The organism is Roseateles sp. GW821-FHT09G09, assembly GCF_059415965.1.
Map to the genome: position 1 here is coordinate 50,993 of NZ_JBWKOG010000011.1, position 20,463 is coordinate 71,455.

Annotated in this window: 6 protein-coding genes; 3 read left to right on the forward strand and 3 right to left on the reverse strand. The window is 65.9% G+C overall.

The features are described from left to right. Nucleotides 1-108: 108 nt before the first annotated feature. On the forward strand, nt 109-384 hold the full coding sequence (locus AC07O8_RS24475) for a hypothetical protein (RefSeq protein WP_495050531.1): 276 nt from the start codon (nt 109-111) through the stop codon (nt 382-384). Nucleotides 385-590: 206 nt separating this feature from the next. Here AC07O8_RS24475 and AC07O8_RS24480 read toward each other — a convergent pair whose 3' ends face one another. Next, nucleotides 591-977 carry a hypothetical protein gene (locus AC07O8_RS24480; RefSeq protein WP_495050532.1) on the reverse strand — a complete coding sequence of 129 codons (387 nt, stop codon included), beginning with the start codon at nt 975-977 and terminating at the stop codon, nt 591-593. An 11-nt stretch (nt 978-988) separates the two neighbouring features. Then, nucleotides 989-1,612, reverse strand: coding sequence for a hypothetical protein (locus AC07O8_RS24485; protein WP_495050533.1), 624 nt, complete (start codon nt 1,610-1,612; stop codon nt 989-991). A gap of 318 nt (nt 1,613-1,930) precedes the next feature. On the opposite strand from AC07O8_RS24485, the gene AC07O8_RS24490 reads away from it, so the two are divergent. Both AC07O8_RS24490 and AC07O8_RS24495 read left to right on the forward strand, forming a co-directional pair. Then, entirely contained in the window at nt 1,931-17,605 is a 15,675-nt protein-coding gene (locus tag AC07O8_RS24490; protein WP_495050534.1) for a polymorphic toxin-type HINT domain-containing protein, read from the forward strand. Continuing rightward, a complete protein-coding gene (locus AC07O8_RS24495) occupies nt 17,605-18,009 on the forward strand; it encodes a DUF6392 family protein (protein ID WP_495050535.1) in 405 nt (134 codons plus the stop codon). The genes AC07O8_RS24490 and AC07O8_RS24495 overlap by 1 nt, the downstream gene beginning before the upstream one ends. A 75-nt stretch (nt 18,010-18,084) precedes the next feature. On the opposite strand, the gene AC07O8_RS24500 is transcribed toward AC07O8_RS24495, so the two are convergent. Further along, nucleotides 18,085-20,184, reverse strand: a complete 2,100-nt coding sequence (locus tag AC07O8_RS24500) for a TonB-dependent siderophore receptor (protein WP_495050536.1) — start codon at nt 20,182-20,184, stop codon at nt 18,085-18,087. Nucleotides 20,185-20,463: the final 279 nt, after the last annotated feature.

The following is a 20,463-nucleotide window of genomic DNA, read 5'->3' on the forward strand; positions in this document are numbered from 1 at the left end:
CAATCCGACTGGAATCGCTGCAATCGACTTCACGGACGAACACCCGTTCCGTGTTCGGCAACACCCTGGTGAAAGATGGGATCTGTTTTCGATGTGCCCGGAGCCGAAATGAGCGCATTGAATGAGAAACCCCTGAAGGACGTTGAGAACTATTGGCACTATGAGGTCCGTGACGCGAGCTCCGGCACGGACCTGCTCCGGGCTCTGAACCATCCGGGGCACCTGATCAGCGCACAGGACTTTCGCGCCAGCTTGGCATCCGCGATCAAGCAGTGGGACATCAGCGTGGCGGAGTACGAGTCGGTGACCGATCTCGATTTTGAAAGTGCAGACGAAGTCGTCGAAGACCTGAAAGACCTTTGGAAAATGATGCAAGGACTTTGACGAGGGGTGCCGACACGCGGGCCGGATGGGCGAAGCTGGGCTGGCAGCTCACGCGCGGGTCCACGAGCGAGTATCCCGGCAGCCTGTACTTGTAGTTGTTTGCATCCGCGGTCAGGCCGTCGAAGTAATGCACTTCGGCGATCGCGCTCACGCTGTCAACACCTGGCACCTTCCGCGCTCCACCCAACGAGGCGGAGCGTCGCCGCTCAACCGACCTTGCGCACCAACTCCGCCCGCGCCTCCGCCAGCAGCCTCATCGCGTCGGGCGACGCCAGCAGCGTGTCCACGACCGCATCCACCAACCCGAAGAACGCCGGATCCGCGATCGCATCGCGTCCCAGCGCCGCGGCCAGCGTCGGTTCCATGATCGCGCGCAGCATGGCGCGATCGTCGCCGGGCCGGTCGGTCGCCGTCTGAAGCACCCGATCCAGCGCCGCCATCGACGGTTGCCCGCCGCTGCCTCCGCCATCGCGAACCGCCGTGGACGTCCCCGACGGCGCCGCGTTCCCCGACCTGCCGGTGCGTTTGTCTCCGCCCCCGTCCTTCACAGGACGCGGCGGCGCGCCGCGGTCGGGCCGATCGATGCGCGTCATCGTCGCCAGGCTCAGTTGGGCTTGCCGACCGGCTGGTAGTTGGCCAGCAGCACGTGCGCCGAGCCGTCGCCCGCCTGCGCATCAGCCTCCGCCTCACCCACCGCGTCGACCACCGGCGCCGACGCTTCAGCCGCCTGGCCGGCGCTCGCCGCAAGGTTCGCGCTGATCTCATCCAGGCTCGCCAGCACGCGCTCGATGTCGTGGTTCATCGGCGGGTTCACCGTGTTCAGCGCCAATCCCGCGCGGAACTGCGCCTGCGCCTCCGGCACGTCTTCCGCGGCCATCGCGAAGAAGCCCTGCGCGAAGCGCCGCATGAAGTCGTCCTCCCCCAGCGCCAGCAGCGGCTGCCAGGTCGTCAAGGCCAGCGCCAGCCGGTCCGTCGCGAACTGCAGCAGCCCCAGCTGATATCGCGCGATCGCCATGTCCGGCGCCAGCAGCACCGCCGTCGCATACGCGCCCTCGGCCTCCTGCATGCGCCCGGTCTGGGCCAGTTCGCCCGCGGCGAGGAAATGCGGCAGGCCGTTGCCCGGCACGGCCTGCGCCGCCTCCCGGAAACGCTGCAGCGCGAGCTCGGTGTTGTCGGACTCGCTGGCGTGGAGGCCTTGCTGGATCAAGGTGTCGAAGGTCTGCGACATGGCGGCGGTGTGGGCTCAACGGAAACGGCCGCGAAGGCCGAGGAAACGCGATGGCGCGTCGGAACTCTCGACAGCTTATCCCGTCGCCGCGTCCGCGGTTTAGCGACCGGGCGCAGAAGATACCGATCGGGCCTGTCACCGATCCGAGGGACGCCTCAGAGGCGCGATGCCCGCTGACGCCAGGGAGCACCACATTTCCTTGCAAATAGCCGCCGTCAACGACTAAACCGCCCGCGATTTCTCCGGATGCATTGCTCAGTTCGAGGCGTTCACGGGTTGTCCCGCACGCCTCCATGAGCACTCAACGGAGCACGCAACATGGTCGGCATCGTCAACGGCAGCGGTCTGGGTCTGAACTTCACCTCCTACACGGAGACGATGGGTCAGAAGGGCGTGTGGGGTCAGGCGGGCCTGGGTCAGCGCGGCACGCAGATCTACATCAACGGCTACACCGGCAACCTGATCGTGCAGGATCGCGACGGTCTGCTGGCCGGGGTGGGCACCGACCTGCAGGCGCTGCGCACCTACAACAGCCGGGGTTCGTTCAACGACGACAACAGCGACAACTGGATCGCCGGCTTCGTGCGCCAGGCCATGCGGCTCACCGGCGGCACGTGGGGCGCCGCCGGCAGCACGGTCGCCGTCACCAACGAGGACGGCTCCGAGCGGCTCTACACCTGGGTCACCAACCGCTACGTCAGCACCACCGGCTCGGGCGGGGACACCTACCTGACGCTCAACGCGGGGCTCACGCAGGCCACTTTCAGCGACGGCCCGCAGTCCGGGACCTTCGACGTGGCCACCGGGCGGCTGCTGAGCTGGAACTCGCCGACGCTGCTCAACGCGGTGTTCAAGTACGACGCCAACGGCCGTCTCTCGAGCATGGCGTCCGACTCCAACAACACCGGCGGGCGGATCGTCTACGAGTACAGCGGCAACTTCCTGCAGCGCGTGAGCGTGTTGGACGAGACCTCGAAGGCCGTGTCCACGACGCTCTACAGCTACGACGCCAGCGGCCGGCTGTCGCGCGTGACGGTGGACCTGTCGCCGGGCGACAACTCGATCACCGACGGCAAGGTCTACACCACCGATTACACCTACGTCGTGGCCAGCGACGCGACCAACGGGATGCTGCGCAGCATCACCAACAGCGACGGCACCTCGCAGACCTTCAAGTGGGTCATGTCCGAAGGCACGGCGCGGATCTCGCAGAGCTGGGGCGCGGACAACCAGATCACCGACTACGTCATCAACCTGGCCGCCAAGGCCACGCGGGTGACGCAACCCGGCGGCTTCACGACCGACTTCTGGTACGACGGCCTGGGCCGCATGAAGCAGAGCCACCCGTCCAAGGGCGCCAACAACGGCGTCACCACCGATGCGACGCGGATCTTCTTCGAGTACTCGTCGAACGACAACCAGGCCACCTTCAAGGACTACGACCTCGGCATCACGGCCTTCTACTACGACAGCGACAACAACCTGATGCTGGTCCGCGACCCGGCGGGCAACACGGTGCGTCGCACCTACGTGAACCGCCAGATCGTCACGGAGACGGCCTACGCCGTGCCCGATCCGGACGGCAACGGCACGTTGACCGCGAGCGCGCCCGCCACGACGCGCTTCATCTACGACGCCGAAGGCAAGCTGCGCTTCAAGATCAGCCCCGAAGGCGTGGTGACGGAGCTGCGCTACACGGCGGGCCGGCTGCCGACGAACACGATCACCTACCTCGGCGGCGCGTACAACGTGTCGGGCCTGACCGAGACTCAGGTGCCCACCGAAGCACAGCTCACCACCTGGGTCGCCAGCGCCGACAAGAGCCGCACCAGCCGCGTGGACACCGTCTACGACCTGCGCGGCAACAAGCTCAGCGAGACCGCCTACGCGGCCACGGACGCCGCCGGCAACGGGCTGGCCGCCGGGCAGCACGTCGTCGTCTACGCGTACGACGCGGCGGGCCGGCTGCTGACCATGACGGACGGCTCCAACGACTCGGTCACCTACACCTACGACGGCCTGGGCCGCGTGCTGACCCGCCTGCAGGGCGGCATCAACACCACCTACCTGCACCAGGACGGCAGCGGCTACGTCGCCACGGTGACGGAGCAGGGCGGGCTGGTCACCGTCAGCACCTACGACACGATGGGCCGGCTGCTGGGCGTGACCCAGACGAAGAGCGGCATCCAGGTGGGCAAGTCGACGAACTACTACGACGCGCGCGGCCTGCTCTACAAGACGCAGGACGCCACCGGCGTCTTCCACTGGTACCTGTACGACGAGCGCGCCAACAAGGTCGCGGAGGTCGACGGCAACGGCACGGTGACGGAATTCCGCTACGACATCGCGCAGCGTCCGATCCAGACCATCGTGTACGCGACGCCGCTGGCGGCGCTGACCGGCGCCTCGCCCAACCTGGCCTGGGCCGAGCCGCCGACGACGCCGTTGCTGGCCGCCGTCCGGCCGGTGGAGATCCCCGGCAAGGACATCAAGACCTGGACGGTCTACGACGCGGCGGGTCGCCCGATCAAGATGGTGGACGGTGCCGGCTTCGTCACGGAGACCCGTTACGACGGTGTCGGCCGCGTGGTCGGCACGGTGCGTTATGCCAAGGCGATCGACCTGGTCGCGTTCGCGGCCAGCCCGGTGACGGCCAATGCGGTGCCGCAGTCCGATGTCGACGACCGTGTGACGCGGCGTTTCTACTCCACCGAGGGACGCCTGCTGGGCGAGCTCGATGCCGAGGGCTACCTCGTCGAGAACCGCTACGACCCGGCGGGCCGGTTGAGCGCACGCGTGCGCTATGCCGATCCGACGCCGTCGGGCCAGCGCGAGACCGGCACGCTGGCGCAGTTGCGCCCGGGCACCGCCTCGCCCAAGGACCAGACGACGCGCTACGTCTATGACGGACAGAACCGCGTTATCGGCGAGATCGACCCGGAGGGCTACGTCACCGAGCAGTCCTACGACGAGCGCGGCAACGTGGTGGTGCGCAAGCGGTATGCGAAGGCGCTGACATCGGGCGAGATCACGCTCTTCGACGGCGGCAACAACTGGTGGCAGCCTTCGGCGACCTTTGGCATAGGGGGCGACCGTACCGAGCTGTGGCACTACAACACGCTGGGCCAGCTCGACAGGCAGGTCGATGCGGACGGCACGGTGACGGCCTTCGTCTACGACGCGGCGGGTCGCGTGGTGTCCACCACCAAGGCCGTGGGCACGGCGGAGGCGCGCACGCAGAAGGTCCGCTACGACGGCGCGGGCCGCGTCCTCGGTGAGCTCAGCGCGCGCGGCGCGGTGGAGCTGCAGTCGGCGCAGACGCCGTCGGAGATCGAAGCGATCTGGGCGAAGTACGGCACGACCTACACCTATGACGGCGCGGGTCGCAGGACGAGCCAGAGCGTCTCCGACGGGACCCGCACCCAGCGCACGATCTTCTTCTACAACGAGGACGGTCAGGTCACCCACACGATCAACGCGCTGGGTGAGGTGCAGGAGAACCAGTACGACGGGATCGGGCAACTGGTCAAGACGATCGCCTACGGCGGGCGGCTGAGCGCGACGACGTTCAACGGGCTGCTCGGGGGGCTTGCAAACACGGCCATCCGCAACGCGGTGCAGGAGTTGCTGGCGCAGCGTACGCCGGGCAACCAGGCGTACGCCAAGGCGGAGTCGGTCTTCGACTACGACGCGCGAGGACTGCTCAAGACCGCGACGGACGCATTGGGCTACAGCACCTCCACGAGCTACAACGCCTTCGGTCAGGCGAAGACGAGCACGCGCCAGATCACCGGCGGCACCGTGTCGCAGTCGCTGATCTACGACCGCCGCGGCCTGCTGAAGGAGCGCACCGACGACACCGGCGCCGGCGCGCTCAATGCGTTGACGAAGACCGACTACGACGCGTTCGGTCGCCTGGTGAAGACGACGGACGCCCGCACGATCGAATCGACCATCGGCTACGACCGCATCGGGCGCGTCGTCCAGACCGTGGACGGTGGCGGCACGCTGCGCGTCACCAACTACGACGCGTTCAGCCGCATCACCTCGACGATCGACGGCAACAACCAGACGACGAACTACCGCTACGACCTGGCCGCGCGCACGGTCGAGGTCACGACGCCTGAAAACGTCAAGAGCCGCGTGACGCGCAACCGCCATGGCGAGGTGGAAAGCGCCGTCGACGGCAATACCGTCGCGACGACGTATGCCTACACCGAGAACGGCGAGCTCAGGTCGACGACGATGCCGCTGAACGGCGTCAACATCGGCACCAGCACGAAGTACGACAGCGTCGGCCGCGTGGCCGAGAGCACCGATGCCAACGGCGCGGTGACGAAGTACGAGTACGACGACCTCAACCGCATCAAGACGCGCACGCTCGATGACGCCGGGCTCAAGCTGAAGACCGTCTACGACTATCAGGACACCGCCGAAGGCTCGACGGTGCTGACCACCGAGGCGGACGGCCGGCGCACGCTGCAGCGCTACGACGCGGCAGGACGACTCGTCGCCGTCGTCGTCGACCCCAAGGACACGGACCATCCGGCGGGCTTGGCGCTGACGACGATCTACGTGCTCGACGCAGACGGCCGCACGCTGACGGTCACGGACCCGAACGGCATCGTCACGCGCTACGAGTACGACAAGCTGGGCCGCCGCACGGCGGAGGTCACGTCCTACGGCACCGATGAGGACGACCTGAACCTGGGCCGGACTTACGTCTACGACCTGGCGGGTCGACTGACCTCGAGCACCGACTGGGCGAAGAAGGCGACGCTGTATGTGTATGACGACGCGAACCGCCTCGTCTATGAGATCGATCCGAAGGGCGCGGTGCGCTTCACGGAGTACGACGGCGAGGGCCGTGAATATCGGGTGACGCGATTCGCCACGGCGTTGAGCGACTCGGCGCTGACGGCGCTCGGCAAGTCGCCGACGCGGGCGGCGGTGGCGGCGCAGGTCGTGTCAGTGCCGGCCAAGGACGAAGTCACGGGCCGGGTGTTCGACAAGGACGGCCGTATCAAGTTCAGCGTCGATGCCGCGGGCACGGTGGTGGAGTTCCGCTACGACGGCGCGGGCCGTGTGAAGCAGCAGATCGCGTATGCGACGCCGGTGAACCCCGCGACCTGGATGGTCGGCACTCCGGCGGCTCCGGCGGACCGTACCGACGATCGCGTGACCAGCACGCTGTACGACGACCTCGGCCGCGCGACGACGGTGGTGGATGCCGAGGGCGGCATCACGGTGCTGGCTTACGACAAGGCGGGCAACCTGCGCCAGAAGACCGCCTTCGCGCGGGTGGCGACACCCGCCACGATGCAGGCGCTGCGCACTGCAGGCGCAATCTGGAACGCGGCGACGCTGGGCACGCCGGTGCAGCACGCGCAGGACCGGGTGACCAGCTACGGCTACGACGGGGCGGGTCGTCTGCGCTTCGAGTACGACGCCGAGGGCTACGTCACCGAGACGCGCTACCAGGGGCTCAAGACCACGACGATCCGCCACCTGCTGAAGGCGGCGGTGGACGCGGTGCCGACGGATGCTGCGGGCGACCATGTCAGCAGCGTCGAGCTGGACCAGGCCGGACGCGTCTGGAAGACCGTCGATGCGATGAGCGTGGAGACGCGCAACGCGTACGACGCCGGCGGCCGCCTGACGTCGCAGACGCAGGCCTACGGTCTGGCCGAGGCGACGACCACGGGCTATGTGTACGACCAGGCGGGCCATGTGACCAGCAAGACGGTCGCGCAAGGGACGGATGCGGCCTCGACCACACGCTACGGCTACGACGCGAACGGTCGGATGACGACGGAAACCGAGGCCCGCGGCGTGGCCTTGGCCGAGTCGAACAGCAGCTGGGCGCGCGCGGCGCGCGTAAGCCTGGGCAAGGCGGAGTACGTCGGCGACCTTCCGGCCCCGGACAAGCTGGCGTTCCTGGCCGCCTACACGACCACGCACGAGTACGACGCGGCGGGTCGCCGCACGTCCACGCTCAACGCGATGGGCAAGCTGACCAGCACCGAGTACGACGCCTTCGGCAACGCGGTGAAGGTGACCGACCCGCTGGGCAATGTCGGGTACTTCTACTTCGACAAGCTCAACCGGGTGACGCTGCAGGTGGATCCGGAGGGGTATGCGACGCGCACGACGTACCAGGCCGCCGGCAGCAGCCAGGTGGCGACGGTGGTGCGCTACTTCAACAAGGTGGTCGGGGCGGTGGTGGGCCAGGAACCCGCGACGACGCCGAATACGACCAAGGACGCGCTGACGAGGAACGTCTACGACCGGATCGACCGCCTGTTGAGCACGACCTCGAAGGCGGACACCGCGAACGTCTCCGAGTCGACGCAGTACGACGTCGCCGGCAACCGCTTCGACAAGCAGGTGACCAACAAGGTCGGCGGCACGGCGGTGTTCAACACCGACAAGCTGGGCAACGTGGTCACGGAGACGCTGCCGGTCACCGTGGAGAACAAGGCGATCGTCAACGTCTACGAGTACGACGCCTTCGGGAATCGCATCAAGTCCACCGAGGCAAAGATGCCGGCGGGGGCGTCGAACCAGTGGCTGGAACGGACCACCACCTTCCAGTTCGACAAGATGGGTCGACTGACCCATCGGATCGGCGAACGGTACGACGCGTTCGATGGCGCGAGCCAGACGACGTCTTCCGTGATCCCCGTCGAATGGACCCGTTACGACGCGCTGGGCCGCGTGCTCGAGCAGGTCTCGCGCGGCAACTGGGTCAACGCCTCGCAGGTCGTCGGCGGTGTGCGCTCGTTCAGCCAGTACGACGCGGCCGGCAACAAGACGGCGCAGGTCGCGGCGGACGGCGGCTTCACGGCCTACGTGCGCGACGCGGCGGGGAACGTGGTGCGCGAGAGCGCGCGCGGCACCGTGACCACGGTGAACGGTTCGACCTGGTCGGCGCCTGCCGAGAATGCGGCGATCGATCGCAACACGGTCATGGCCTACGACGTACTCGGCCGGCTGGTCTCGAAGTCGCGCGAGAACGTCCGCTTCTGGGAGGCCGATCCGGCGTCCAACCAGATCCTGGCGCCCTTGTCCCTGCCGACGACCGTGCTGCTGCAGAGCGTCGTTTATGACGCGGTCGGCAACGTGGTGCAGGAGACCGACGGCCGCAACGCGTCGGTCTACACCTACTACGACAAGCTGGGGCGCAAGGTGCTGCGCGTCGACGCGGAACGTTACGCGGTTGCCTGGGAGTACGACAGCTTCCAGGACACGGCGACCACGGAGACCAAGTACGCCACGGCCCTCGGCGCGGGTACGTTCAAGCGGCAGGACGACACCACGCAGCCGGCGTCGCAACGCGAGCCGGCGCAGTTGCGCGCGGGCCTCGCTTCCGCGAACGATCGCACGACCAAGTTCAAGCTGGACACGCTGGGCCGGGTGACGGAGAAGCGCGTGCTCGGCGTGGCGACGAGTTATCTCAACGCCACCGGCAACGCCCTCGGCGCCACCTTGGACGCCGTCAGCACCTTCCAGTACGACGGCCTCAACAACGTCAGGCTGCAGAGCGATCTGGTGGGGTTCGCGGCGGACGGTCAGACCCTGCTCTGGAGCACGACCGAGGTCCGGTACGACGCGCTTGGCCGTGAGACCAGCCGGATCGGCCAGGGCTTCACCGACTTCAATGGCAACTGGGTCATCCCGGTCACCGACACCGACTACAACAGCCTGGGTCTGGTCTCGCGCACGACCCAGCGCGGCCGTGTGACGGCGGACGATCGGGTGTCGATGTTCAGCTACAACGACAACGGCGACCGCACCGCGATGACGGACGCCCTGGGCAACTACACGCTGTTCGAGCTGGACGCGCGGGGACTCGTCGGTCGTGAAACGGCCAAGCTGTCGATGGCGACCTATCGACCGGAACTGCCGAACGGGCAGCGGGTGGTCATGGTGGACCGCGTCAAGCGCTACGCCTACGACGCACTGGGACGCGCGACCGCGGAGTACGACGGCGATGCCGCCCACGCGCAGACGGGCGAGATCCGTCGCACGCGCTACAACGTCTTCGGCGACATCACCGGCAAGGGCCTGGGCGACGACTGGCAGGAGTTCGCCGAGTACAACCTGCTGGGCAAGGTCGAGCGCAACAACAGCAACGGCGGTGCGATCACGATCACGCTGTACGACCGCAACGGCAATGCGACGCGCAAGATCGTCAGCGCGGTGGCCGACCTGGACCTGCGCACCTTGACCGTGAAGGACGCTGCGGCCGACCTGACCCGGCTGAACCACACCTTCAGCGTCTACGACAAGCGCAACCAGCTGTTGAAGACGGTGGAGTTCAAGGCGGAATACCAGGTCAGCATCGAGAAACGCGTGGCCGCCCTGTCGCAGCAGTTGACGGCGTTGTACGGCGCCATCTCGCTGGATCCGCAGAGCGGCACGCGCTACGGCGACGCCACGGGAGGCGCCGCGCCTTTCCCGCTGAATCCGGTGACGAGCGGCGGCAAGGGCCAGGATTCGGTGCAACTGGTGCCGAAGGACAGCGCCCTCACGCCGGTGCTTGGCGCCGGCAGCGACCGGCCGCCCTCGGAGGTGCCGCGGGCCGAAGTCGCCTACGGCGCGGAGATGACGTGGAATGGGAACAAGTACCAGGACAACCTCTTCTTCCAGGGCAAGCCCAGGGCTCCGGTCACCTTCGAGATGTCCCCGCACGTCGCTGACCTGACCTACGAAATCCTGCGCTCGTTCGACAACAAGTTGATGGGAACGGTCGGGGCAGGCGGATCGACCGTGCTCGAATTCTCGGGCGCTGAGGGACACACGGAGGACTACTTCTACGTCACCGCCCTGGTGGGCAATCAGCGTGTGCTGTTTGGCACCCTGCACCTCACCACCGACATCGGTCAGAACGACAGCGGCTTGAACTACATCGACCAGACATGGGAGAGCACCGGCCTCAATCAGCTGATCGTCCAGCATCCCCTCGGTGAAACGGTCAAGGCCTACACGCTGGCAGGCGCGGAGCTGCCGGTGACGCCCGCACCGCTGTACAACGGCGGCACTGTCCCGACCCTGAAGGCAATCGGTGGCCTGCCGGCGGGCGAGAGCCTGATCGTGGTCAAGCGATTCGACGCGAGCGGTCGCCTGACCAGTTCGGTGACCCAGAAGATCAACGTCAGCACGCCGGGCGGCGCCACGACGATCCCGCAGACCCAGGAGGAGCTGCAGGTCAAGGACAAGGTGCCCGACATCATCGGCACCGTGCGCTCCGGAACGTCCGAACCGGTGATTGCCTTCGCCGACCGCCTCCTGGCCGGGAACACGACCGCCGAGTTCTGGGTGCGCCCCGCCGGCAGCGGGGGTGACTTCGCAGGTTTTGGCATCAGCAACGGCGTCATCAACCTGAACGCCGTGGGCGGCTACAACGTCCAGGGGCAAAGCTATGAGTTCATCCTCCGCCAGGGATCGACCTATGTGCGCGGCTTCTACACGGGCACGCCCTCGGGAGCGCCTGCCGTCAGTGGGCTGAAGGACGTCCCTCCGCCCGTCTTCGCGGACTTCAACTGGGACTTCGGCGTCGGTCAAGGCCCCAGCGGCCTGGCGGTGGACGGGTACCGCCCCGAGCTCGAGCTCTACATCAATGGCAGCTGGACCTCCGTCGCGGCCACCTTCAATGGCAGCTCGGTGAGCGTCTCTCAGCAGAGCGTCGCAAACGCCACGGGCCTGGGTCTCTCGGCCTGGGCAGCACGGGACGTGTCCTATCGGCTCGTCGTCAAGGGCATTCGCGGCGGGAACAGCGTGGGCGAGGTGGCCCGCTACAGCGGTGTGCTGACTTACGGGCGCAACCGCGCGATGACGATCGACCGAGCCACGCCGCGCCTGGCGGCCATCGCATCGCTCGGCGCGCTGGCAGGACGGACCGGCACCATCATGCTCAGCGGCGCGATCAATGCGACGTTCACGACCGCCGATGCCCGGCGCTGGGACAACGGCGGTGTCTACCTGAACCTGGGCGATTGGGCGGCGGCGGGCGTGACGGGGGCCTCCAGCATCTCGTACGTCGACGGTCACTTCCGGATGACGGGCACGCTCACCTTGGCTGCGGACGGCAGCGTGGCGGTCAATGTCACGTCGACGACGACCACCGACAGCGTGCTGACGGTCAACTTCCCGAACGGCGGGGTATTGAAGGCCGATACGCTGAAAGTCCGCAACGCGCAGGGACAGCCGGTGACGCCGACCGTGAGCGGCAGCACGACCGGGCAGTTCAAGATCGCGGTGTCTCCCGACGACGCGGGCAAACGCTTCGAATTCGACTTCGAGGCCTGGGCCTCCGGTCCCGCCAGGAAGACCTTCGTCGGCCGGAGCTACTACGAAGTGGGCCTCGACGGCACGACCACGCTGGGGACCGTGACGACGGTCTCGCAGCCTGCGGTGCTGGGCTTCACCGCGGACGTGCCGACCGATGTCATGAAGGTGCGCCTGCGGGCCAATCAGCCGGCCGGCTCGCCATGGACCGACTGGCTGACCGCCCCCGGCGACGTGCCGGGAGACCTCAGCGGGCTGGCGAGGGCGCTGTCGCTGGACGGATATGCGGCGACAGGCTACGACTTCGAGTACGAACTGCGCCAGAACACCGGCGCGATCGCGCGCAAGGGCCACGGCGACTTCCAGCTTGCCGCCAACGGCGTGTTGACGATGGGCACGGTCGTGCGCGATCGCACGCCGCTGGCGCCGATCTCCTTCTACGGTCCCTCGACGACCGCGGCGACGAAGATGCGCCTCACGATCGCCGGACAGAGCGTCACGCTGGACGGCGTTCTGACGGAGACCCGGCCCAATCAGCCCAAGCAGATGGTCTACACGTGGCAGAGCCCGCTGAACGGCGCCGTGATCGAGACCGCCACCACCTACGCCTTCACGATGGAGATCCTGGATGCGCAGGGACGTCCGGTGAAGGACGAGGTGGGTGACGTGATCGCTCCGATGAACGGCGTGGCCACCTTCGGTCTGCAGGGCCTGGGCCGCTCGTTCTCGTTCGATCAGACCGTCGAGACGGTGCGCGATTCCGCGCAGATCCGCCGCTATCAGACCTACAACGCCTTCGGCGAGATCGCCGAGGAGTTCGACGACGGCACGCTGGAGCGCGCCCTGGCGATGACCAAGCAGTACGCGGACAGCGGCCTCGGGACCTTCTCGGTCGATGCGGCGGCGGTCACGACGAAGTACACCTACAACACGCTGGGCCAGCTGATCTCGAAGGTGGATCCCGAGACCTTCGAGACGATGGAGAACGGCTTCGTGCGTCGTACCCGTCCGACGACGAGCTTCGGTTACGACCTCCTGGGCCGCAACACGGTCCAGACCGATGCCAACGGCCATGCGACCGGCCTGACCTACGTGGGCGGCGGCGGGGACGTGGCCAAGCGCTACAACGCCGATCATTCCAGCCGCGAGACCGGCTACGACGTGTTCCTCAACGCGCGCAAGCAGACCGACGAACTGTCGCAGGTCGTTCTGCAGGATTACGACAAGCTCGGGCAGCTGCTGTTGGTGACGCGATTGGGGGTGGAGCGGATGGGGGGCTCCGTCGGGGAGAGCTACACCTATGACGGATTGGGGCAGCGCCTGTCGCGCACCAACGCGCTGAACGGTATCGACCGGACCTTCTACGACGCCCTCGGACGCGTGGTGAAGACGATCAGCGCGGCCGGTGCCGAGACGACCTACGCCTACCAGGTGGTGGCGGCGAACGACGCCCAGGATCCCATCTTCAGTGTCGGCGACCTGCGCGCAGGGGGCTATCGCCGGACGACCACCGGCGCCGACCTGCGCAGCTCGGTCGACGAGATCGATTACTTCGGCCGCACGACCTGGCACCGCGACCTGGACGGACGGGAGTTCACCTATCACTACAGCCTGGCCGGGCAACTGGTCTCGCAGACCAACAACCGGCTGCAGAACATCCGCTACGACTATCTGCTCAACGGTCTGCTGGCGCGGATCGTCGATCTGACCGAGCGGACCCTGACCGAGTACGGCTATGACAACACGGGCAACCGGACGCGCGAGGCCTATTCGCGCCTGATGCCGGCGACGGAGGAGGTCAAGGGGCTGATGCAGTCCACGAAGATCCAGTACGACGAGCTGAACCGGATCTCACGCTCCTGGGACGAGCGCAAGCGCTACGACCTGCGTTACGAGTACGACGCCGTCGGCAACCGGCGCGCGGCCAGTTCGACCTACTGGGATCCGACGACCGGTTCCACGTCGGAGGAAAAGCACTACTGGTACAAGTACGACGACCTGAACCGCTTCACGATCACGATGGGCTCGTTCGTGGGCACGCGGGCGACCTCGATCGGCGGCACCAGCGGCAGCATCGTGATGGGGCCGGACGGGAAGGTCGTCGAATACGACGCGCTGGGTCAGCGCAAGCAGGTGACGTTCACGGACGAGAAGGGGCGCACCCGGAAGGAGCGGTACACCTACACCGTCGACGGCTATCTGGAGGACACCTACGTGGACGACCAGACGCAGGTCCAGGCGCATCGCAGGCTGGACGCGGCGGGTCGAACGCTCCGATACCAGGCCTGGGATGGCACGCGCCTGATACAGACGAAGATCTTCACCTACGACGCGGACAACCGCACATTGATGGAAGTGATCGCCGATCAGGAGTCGGGCAACGGCACGACCTCGTACTGGTACTACAACGCCGGCTCGGGCGACACGGCGATGACGGAGCGGGGCGGCTTCGGGGCTCTGGCGAAGACGGTCTTCACGTCCGGGACCACGGTGCAGACCACGACCTACAAGTACGAGTACTGGGACAGCGCGAACAAGAAGGAGATCGTCAGCACGCAGACCGGTCTGCCGGGTGACGGGAAGTCGACCTTCAGCTACGACAAGAACGGTCACCTGACGCTGATGACGGACAAGGTCGGCAACATGCAGCGCGAGTACGTGACCAACGCGCAGGGCCTGGTGCTCTCGCGGGACACGTACGACTACGGCCGCACGAGCCTGATCCCCGAGACGCGGTGGTTCTTCTACGCCGACGGACGCCGCGTCGGCGACGTCGGGAACGACAAGACGACGGAACGCGTCTCCTACGTGGAGCAGCTGGCGCAACTGGCGATGAGCGCGAAGGAGCGCGCGGCGCGGGACAAGACGCCAGCGCCGATCACGACGACGGTGGACTTCGACCAGAACTACGAGCCGATCAACGCGGGCAGTCCGGGCGGGACGGCGTCGAGCTACACGGTGCGCAAGGGCGACACGCTGAGCTCGATCGCGCAGAGCCTGTGGGGCGACTCGGCCATGTGGTACATGATCGCCGACGTCAACGGGCTCAAGGGCGGCGAGACGTTGGTCGAGGGCCAGGTGCTGGTGATCCCGAACAAGGTCACCAACATCCACAACAACGCGACGACGTACCGGCCGTACAACCCGGGCGAAGCGATCGGGAATGTGAATCCGACGCTGCCCATGCCGCCGCCGCCGCCGGCGGCGAAGGGATGCGGGACCTTCGGCCTGATCCTGATGGTGGTGGTGGCGGTGGTGGTGAGCTACGTCACGGCGGGCGCGTTGACGGGGACCATGATCGGCCTGCTGGGCCAGACGGCCGGGCCGATCGCGGCCGCTGCGATCGGCGCCGCGGCGGGCTCCGTGGCCAGTCAGGCGGTGGGTCTTGCGACGGATACGATCGACAAGTTCAGCTGGAAGGCTGTGGGGCAGGCGGCGGTGTCGGGAGCGATCGCGCAAGGCATCGTGCAGGGGACCAATCTGGCGGCGTCCGGATCCATGGGCGAGACCGCGAAGAGCGCGGCGGACTGGCTGTCTCAACCGAACAGCCTGAGTGCCGCAGTCGCACGCGGTGCGCTCACGTCGAGCGTCACGCAGGCGATGCAGGGCAAGTGGAGCTGGAAGGAAGTCGCCGCAGCCGCCGTGGGATCGGGCGCGGGTTATCTCGCCGGTCAGGCGATCGGCGATACGTTCAACGGCGTGAGCGGCGGTCAGACCTTCAAGCTCGCGACGGCGTCGGCCGTAAGCGGCTGGGCCAGCAGCCAGATCATGGGCTACAACTCGGCGGCCACCGTCGCGCGGATGTCGCAGGCGTTCGCGGCGGGGTTGGGGCAGGGGATGAACGACGCCATCGAGGAGACCCTCTTCCCGACCGCCAGCGCAGAAGAGAAAGCCTCGGTGCGCGACATGTTCGAGGCGGATTCGCCCGCCCACATGAATGGCAGCGGCCTGCGTCCGGGTGGTGGCCCCGGCTTGCGCCTGTCCCCGGGCGCAGTCTTGGACTGGTCCTCGCAAGTGCAGCAAGGCATCAAGGACAAGGCCCGTGCCTGGTCGAACTTCGAAGAAGTGTCTGGGCGGATCTGGGCGGAAGAGGCGGCGCGCTTTGACCAGAGGGTCAGGGATGGGACCCGTGCGCAGAACCTCAGGGCCGATGCCTACGCGCGCGAATTGACGGCAGCCAGGCCGGTGCGCCCAAGCGACACCACCTTGGACGGCATCCGGATGGATGACTTGCAACTGTTGAGCGGGGCGTTCGACAGGCGCGACGCTCTGCAAGAGGCCCGTGAGAACTTCGTGGGACCGGTGAGAACCTATCCGACGTCTTCCGGACAGATCACCGCATTGAAGGACGACTTGAAGCGGGATTCGCTGCCGGGGCAGATGACAGCAGGCTTCTTCGGCGACCTCTATGGCTCGACCATTGGGAAACTGCTGAGCGACGACGGCCTCTCGGTCAATCCGTTCACGGGGAACATTCTTTCAGCGCGCCAGGAGTTCGATGCGCGCCTCGGGGGCATCCTGTTGTTCGTGCCGGGTCCGAAGGGGGCCGCCGGGTCGCGAGGCGCCTTTGCTGGCTTGGTGGCTCGTTCGGGGGAAGCCGCTGCTGCCTTTGAAGTGGCAGCAGCGAGATCAACCTTATCCGCTCGGGTCGGCTCCGTGTTCGCTGAGGGGTTTACAAGTGCCGACGTGGCCGCTGTAGGTTTCGCTGAGCGTCGAGCAGTACCGAGCCTGGCGGACGCTCCCGAACGACTGTTCGGGGAATGTTTCGTCGCCGGGACACTCGTACATACCAGGGACGGCATTAAACCCATCGAGCAAATCACGGCAGGCGAGCTAGTGGCTGCGCGTCACGAAACGTCGAAGGTCGAAGGGTGGCGATTCGTCGAAGAGACGTTCGTGCATGAAGACCGGGCGGTCGTTCGAGTCACCGTCTCGGACGCAAGCGGCCAGCAGGAAAGCATCACAGCCACGTCGGAACACCCGTTCTATGTTCAAGGAGCTGGTTGGTGTGGCGCCGGTGAATTGAGGGCAGGCGACAAGCTGGCACCACGTCAGGATGGAAGCGCCGTCGAGGTCATTTCAGTGGTCAACGAGGGCGAGCGCGCGACGGTGTACAACTTCTCTGTCGCCGAGTTCCACACTTACTTCGTCGGTCAGCTCGGGGTATGGGTGCACAACGTGTCCTCCTTGTCGGAGTCGCTGAAGCAGTCGCTGGCGCAGATTGCGGGTGAGCGAGCAGCGGCAAATCAAGGACCGGTGAGACTCTTCGAAGTGATGACGTACGGCGAAAGCAAGGCGCGTGCCGTCGTTGGCGATATGCTCACCGGCGACCATATCCCATCCTATGCCGCAATCCGGCAGAACGTGGAAGCGGTTCTGAAGCGCGAACTCCTTGCTGAAGAAGCAGAGATCCTGCGAGATAGCACTTATACGGTAATTGTTGGACAGAATCTGCACGCAGCTGGGCGCACATATTTTGGTGCAAATACTCAGGCTCAAATCGCCATCGATGCTCTTGATCTTTCCGGAGCAGCGTTGAAGGACCAGGCTGTGCACCTAGGAAATGCGTCTGGTCTGCGTTATAGTCCTGCCGCGTTGAGTAACTCATTCGAGCGTTTGAATCAGATGAATCAACAACTTTTTGACCGTTTATCCACGAAGCGGGGTATAACGGATTTCTTCATTGAATCAGGGCGGAAATGATGGCTGATGTGGTTTCTGCGGTCGGCAAGGCCGCAAGTGACGTGCAGGTTGTCGATGTGCTCAACGCGATTGCGCCAGTACGGATCAGCGAAGATCCGCCATTTCGACGATACGTAGGCTCTCCATCAAGGGGGGTCGACCTTCTCTTCGAGAATGAACGTGTAATTTCAGTTCAGATTTATGTGCAGGGCACTCGCACGTTCTCGGCATACTCGGACGATTTGCCGTTGAGGCTTCATGGCTTGAAAAACCAGAGCGATGTTCATCGGGTGCTGGGTGCGCCAAAGGAGGCGGATGAGATTTCAAGCGAATACGCTCTGCAGGAGCACGGTGTCAGAGTTGTGGTGACATACGATGGTGAGCTGAATATTCGAGTAATCAGCATCAGTCCGCTTGCGAAATGATCTGAGAAGCCGTTGTTCCAGGGTTTTCGATTGGCATTCGAACGACAAGGCCGCCCCCCGGGCGGCCTTTTTTGATCAAAGCTCAATCTTCGCGTTCACCCCCACCGGCCTCGGCGCCCCCACAAACGTATATCCCGACGCCAGAAACCCCCAGTAGTTCCGATTGAACACGTTGTCCACGCCCGCGCGCAGCGTCACCGGGTGGTGGGCGACGCTGGTCTGATAGGCCACCCCCAGGTTCACCAGCGAGTAGCTCGGCAGCCTGTACTTGTTGTTGGCATCCGCGGTCAGGCCGTCGAAGTAGTGCACTTCCGCGTTCGCGCTCAGGCCCTCAACACCTGGCACCTTCTGCGTCACCCCCACTGACGCCTGCCACTTCGGAATGCCTTCCAACCGGTTGCCCTCCAGGCTCGGATCGGTCCGGCGGTAGGTGCCGGTCGTGTACGCCGCACTCGCGGTCACGCGCGTCCCCGTGTCCACATTGACGTACCCGTTCAGCTCCGCTCCGCGCAGCCGCACCTGCCCGTTGGACACGTAGTAGTTCTGCGCGTTCGCGTACTCCGCGCCGCGGTCGATCTCGAACAGCGCGCCTGTCACGCCCCAGCCCCGCCCGTCGTGTTTCGCGCCCACCTCGTACTGCTTGCTCTTCAACGGCGCCAGCACCTCATCCGCGTTCGCGTAGGTCGTGCCCACCGTGCTGCCTTGCTCCAGCGCCTCCACATAGCTCGCATACACCAGCGTGTCCGCGCGCGGACGGAACATCACCGCCACCGTCGGCGTGACCGGTGTCTTCTTGTACTGATTCGTCACCGCGCCCGCGGTGTTGTACGAGGTCTGGTCGTAGTCCGAGTAACGCAGCCCCAGCAGCACCGACCACTGGTCCGAGAACGCCACCGTGTCGCTGGCGAAGACCGCCTTCTGCACCGAGTGGTAGTTGTGATACTGCAGCGAGTCGTCGTAGCTGCCGTTCCACGGCAGCGGCGTGATGGGCTGGTAGAGGTTCTCATCGCCGATCGGCGTGTACAGCGACTTCGGCACCGTCTGCTTGTTCAGACCCTGCCACGCCAGGCCCGCCGTCACCTGATGCTGGATGCCCGCCGTCGAGAAGCTGCCCTCGATCTGCGCCTGCGCTTGCTCGTAGGTCGCCGCGCCCTGCGCCTTGTTCAGGTAGACCGTGTAGTCGCCGGCCTCGTTGAGCAGACCCATCCACTGGCCCGAATAACGGCGCCGATCCTGGCTGCGGCTGAGGTCCAGCTTCGCGGTCCACGTCGGATCGATCTTCCACTGCAGGCCCGTGGTCACGAAGAACACGTTGGAGTTGAAGAAGGTCGTGTCGTGCGCGTTCAGGTCCTTGCGGCCGCTGGGCGCCTTCGGGACCTGCGTGCCGACAAAGTCGTCCAGGAAGAAGTCCTGCACGCCGCCCTGCACGCGCCGCGATTGATAGATCGCATCCGCCGTCCAGGTCAGCGACGAGGTGAGCCGCGTGTCCACCGACAGCGAGCCTGAATTGCGCTGCACATGCGCGCCGTTGTAGGTCTCGCCCTGCTCGTGCGTGAGGTTCAGGCGGTAGCCGTAGCGGCCGTCGTCGCCGACGCGGCCGCCCGCGTCGACGTGCTCGCTGAAGACGCCGTCGGAGCGGTAGCCGACGTCGAAGCTCAGCAGCGGCTTGTCCGTGGGCTTCTTGGTGACGAAGTTGATGATGCCGCCCGGCGCGCCGAAGCCGTACATGAAGCCGGAGGAGCCCTTCAGCAGCTGCACCGAGTCGAAGGTCTCGATCGGCAGCTCCACCGTGGTCATGAAGAACGGCAGGCCGTTGATCTTGTAGCCGTTGTAATCGTCCAGCGGGATGCCGCGCACGTTGATCGAGTACGCGTTGAAGGAGTAGGTGTCGCCCAGCGACATCACCGACGCGTCGTTGGCGAAGACCTTGCCCAGCGACTTGACCTGACGCGCGTCCAGGTCCTCCGCGTCGACCTGGCGGACGGAGAAGGGCGTCTCCAGTTCAGACCTGGCACCGAGCGCGCCAGCGCCCAGCGAACGGGTGCGCGTGCCTTGCACCGTCACGGTGGAGAGCGCCGTGCTCGCTGCCTCCGTCGAGGACTGCGCCGCGGCACTGCCGACCGCGCCGAACGAGCCGGCGACCAGTGTCGCGACGGCCAGGGAAACTGCTTTCAAATGGGCTTGCATTATTCTCAGGCGTTAATAAGACGTAAATATGTGCGATTACTGCAAAATGCTTTGCGGCTCACGTTCCACTCTATTCAGACGCCTGGAAAAGCAGAGAAACCTTTCGGCGTATCGATATTCGATGGCGGTGCCCCGATGTGCGCTAACCCAGAGGGAAACGAGCCGCACAGCGCCCATCCCGGCCGCTTGTGCGCATATCGATGCGCCGAATCCTTCGTCGCACGGAATCCGTCCGATTCCTAAAGTCGCCGCTGGCCCGGAAATACA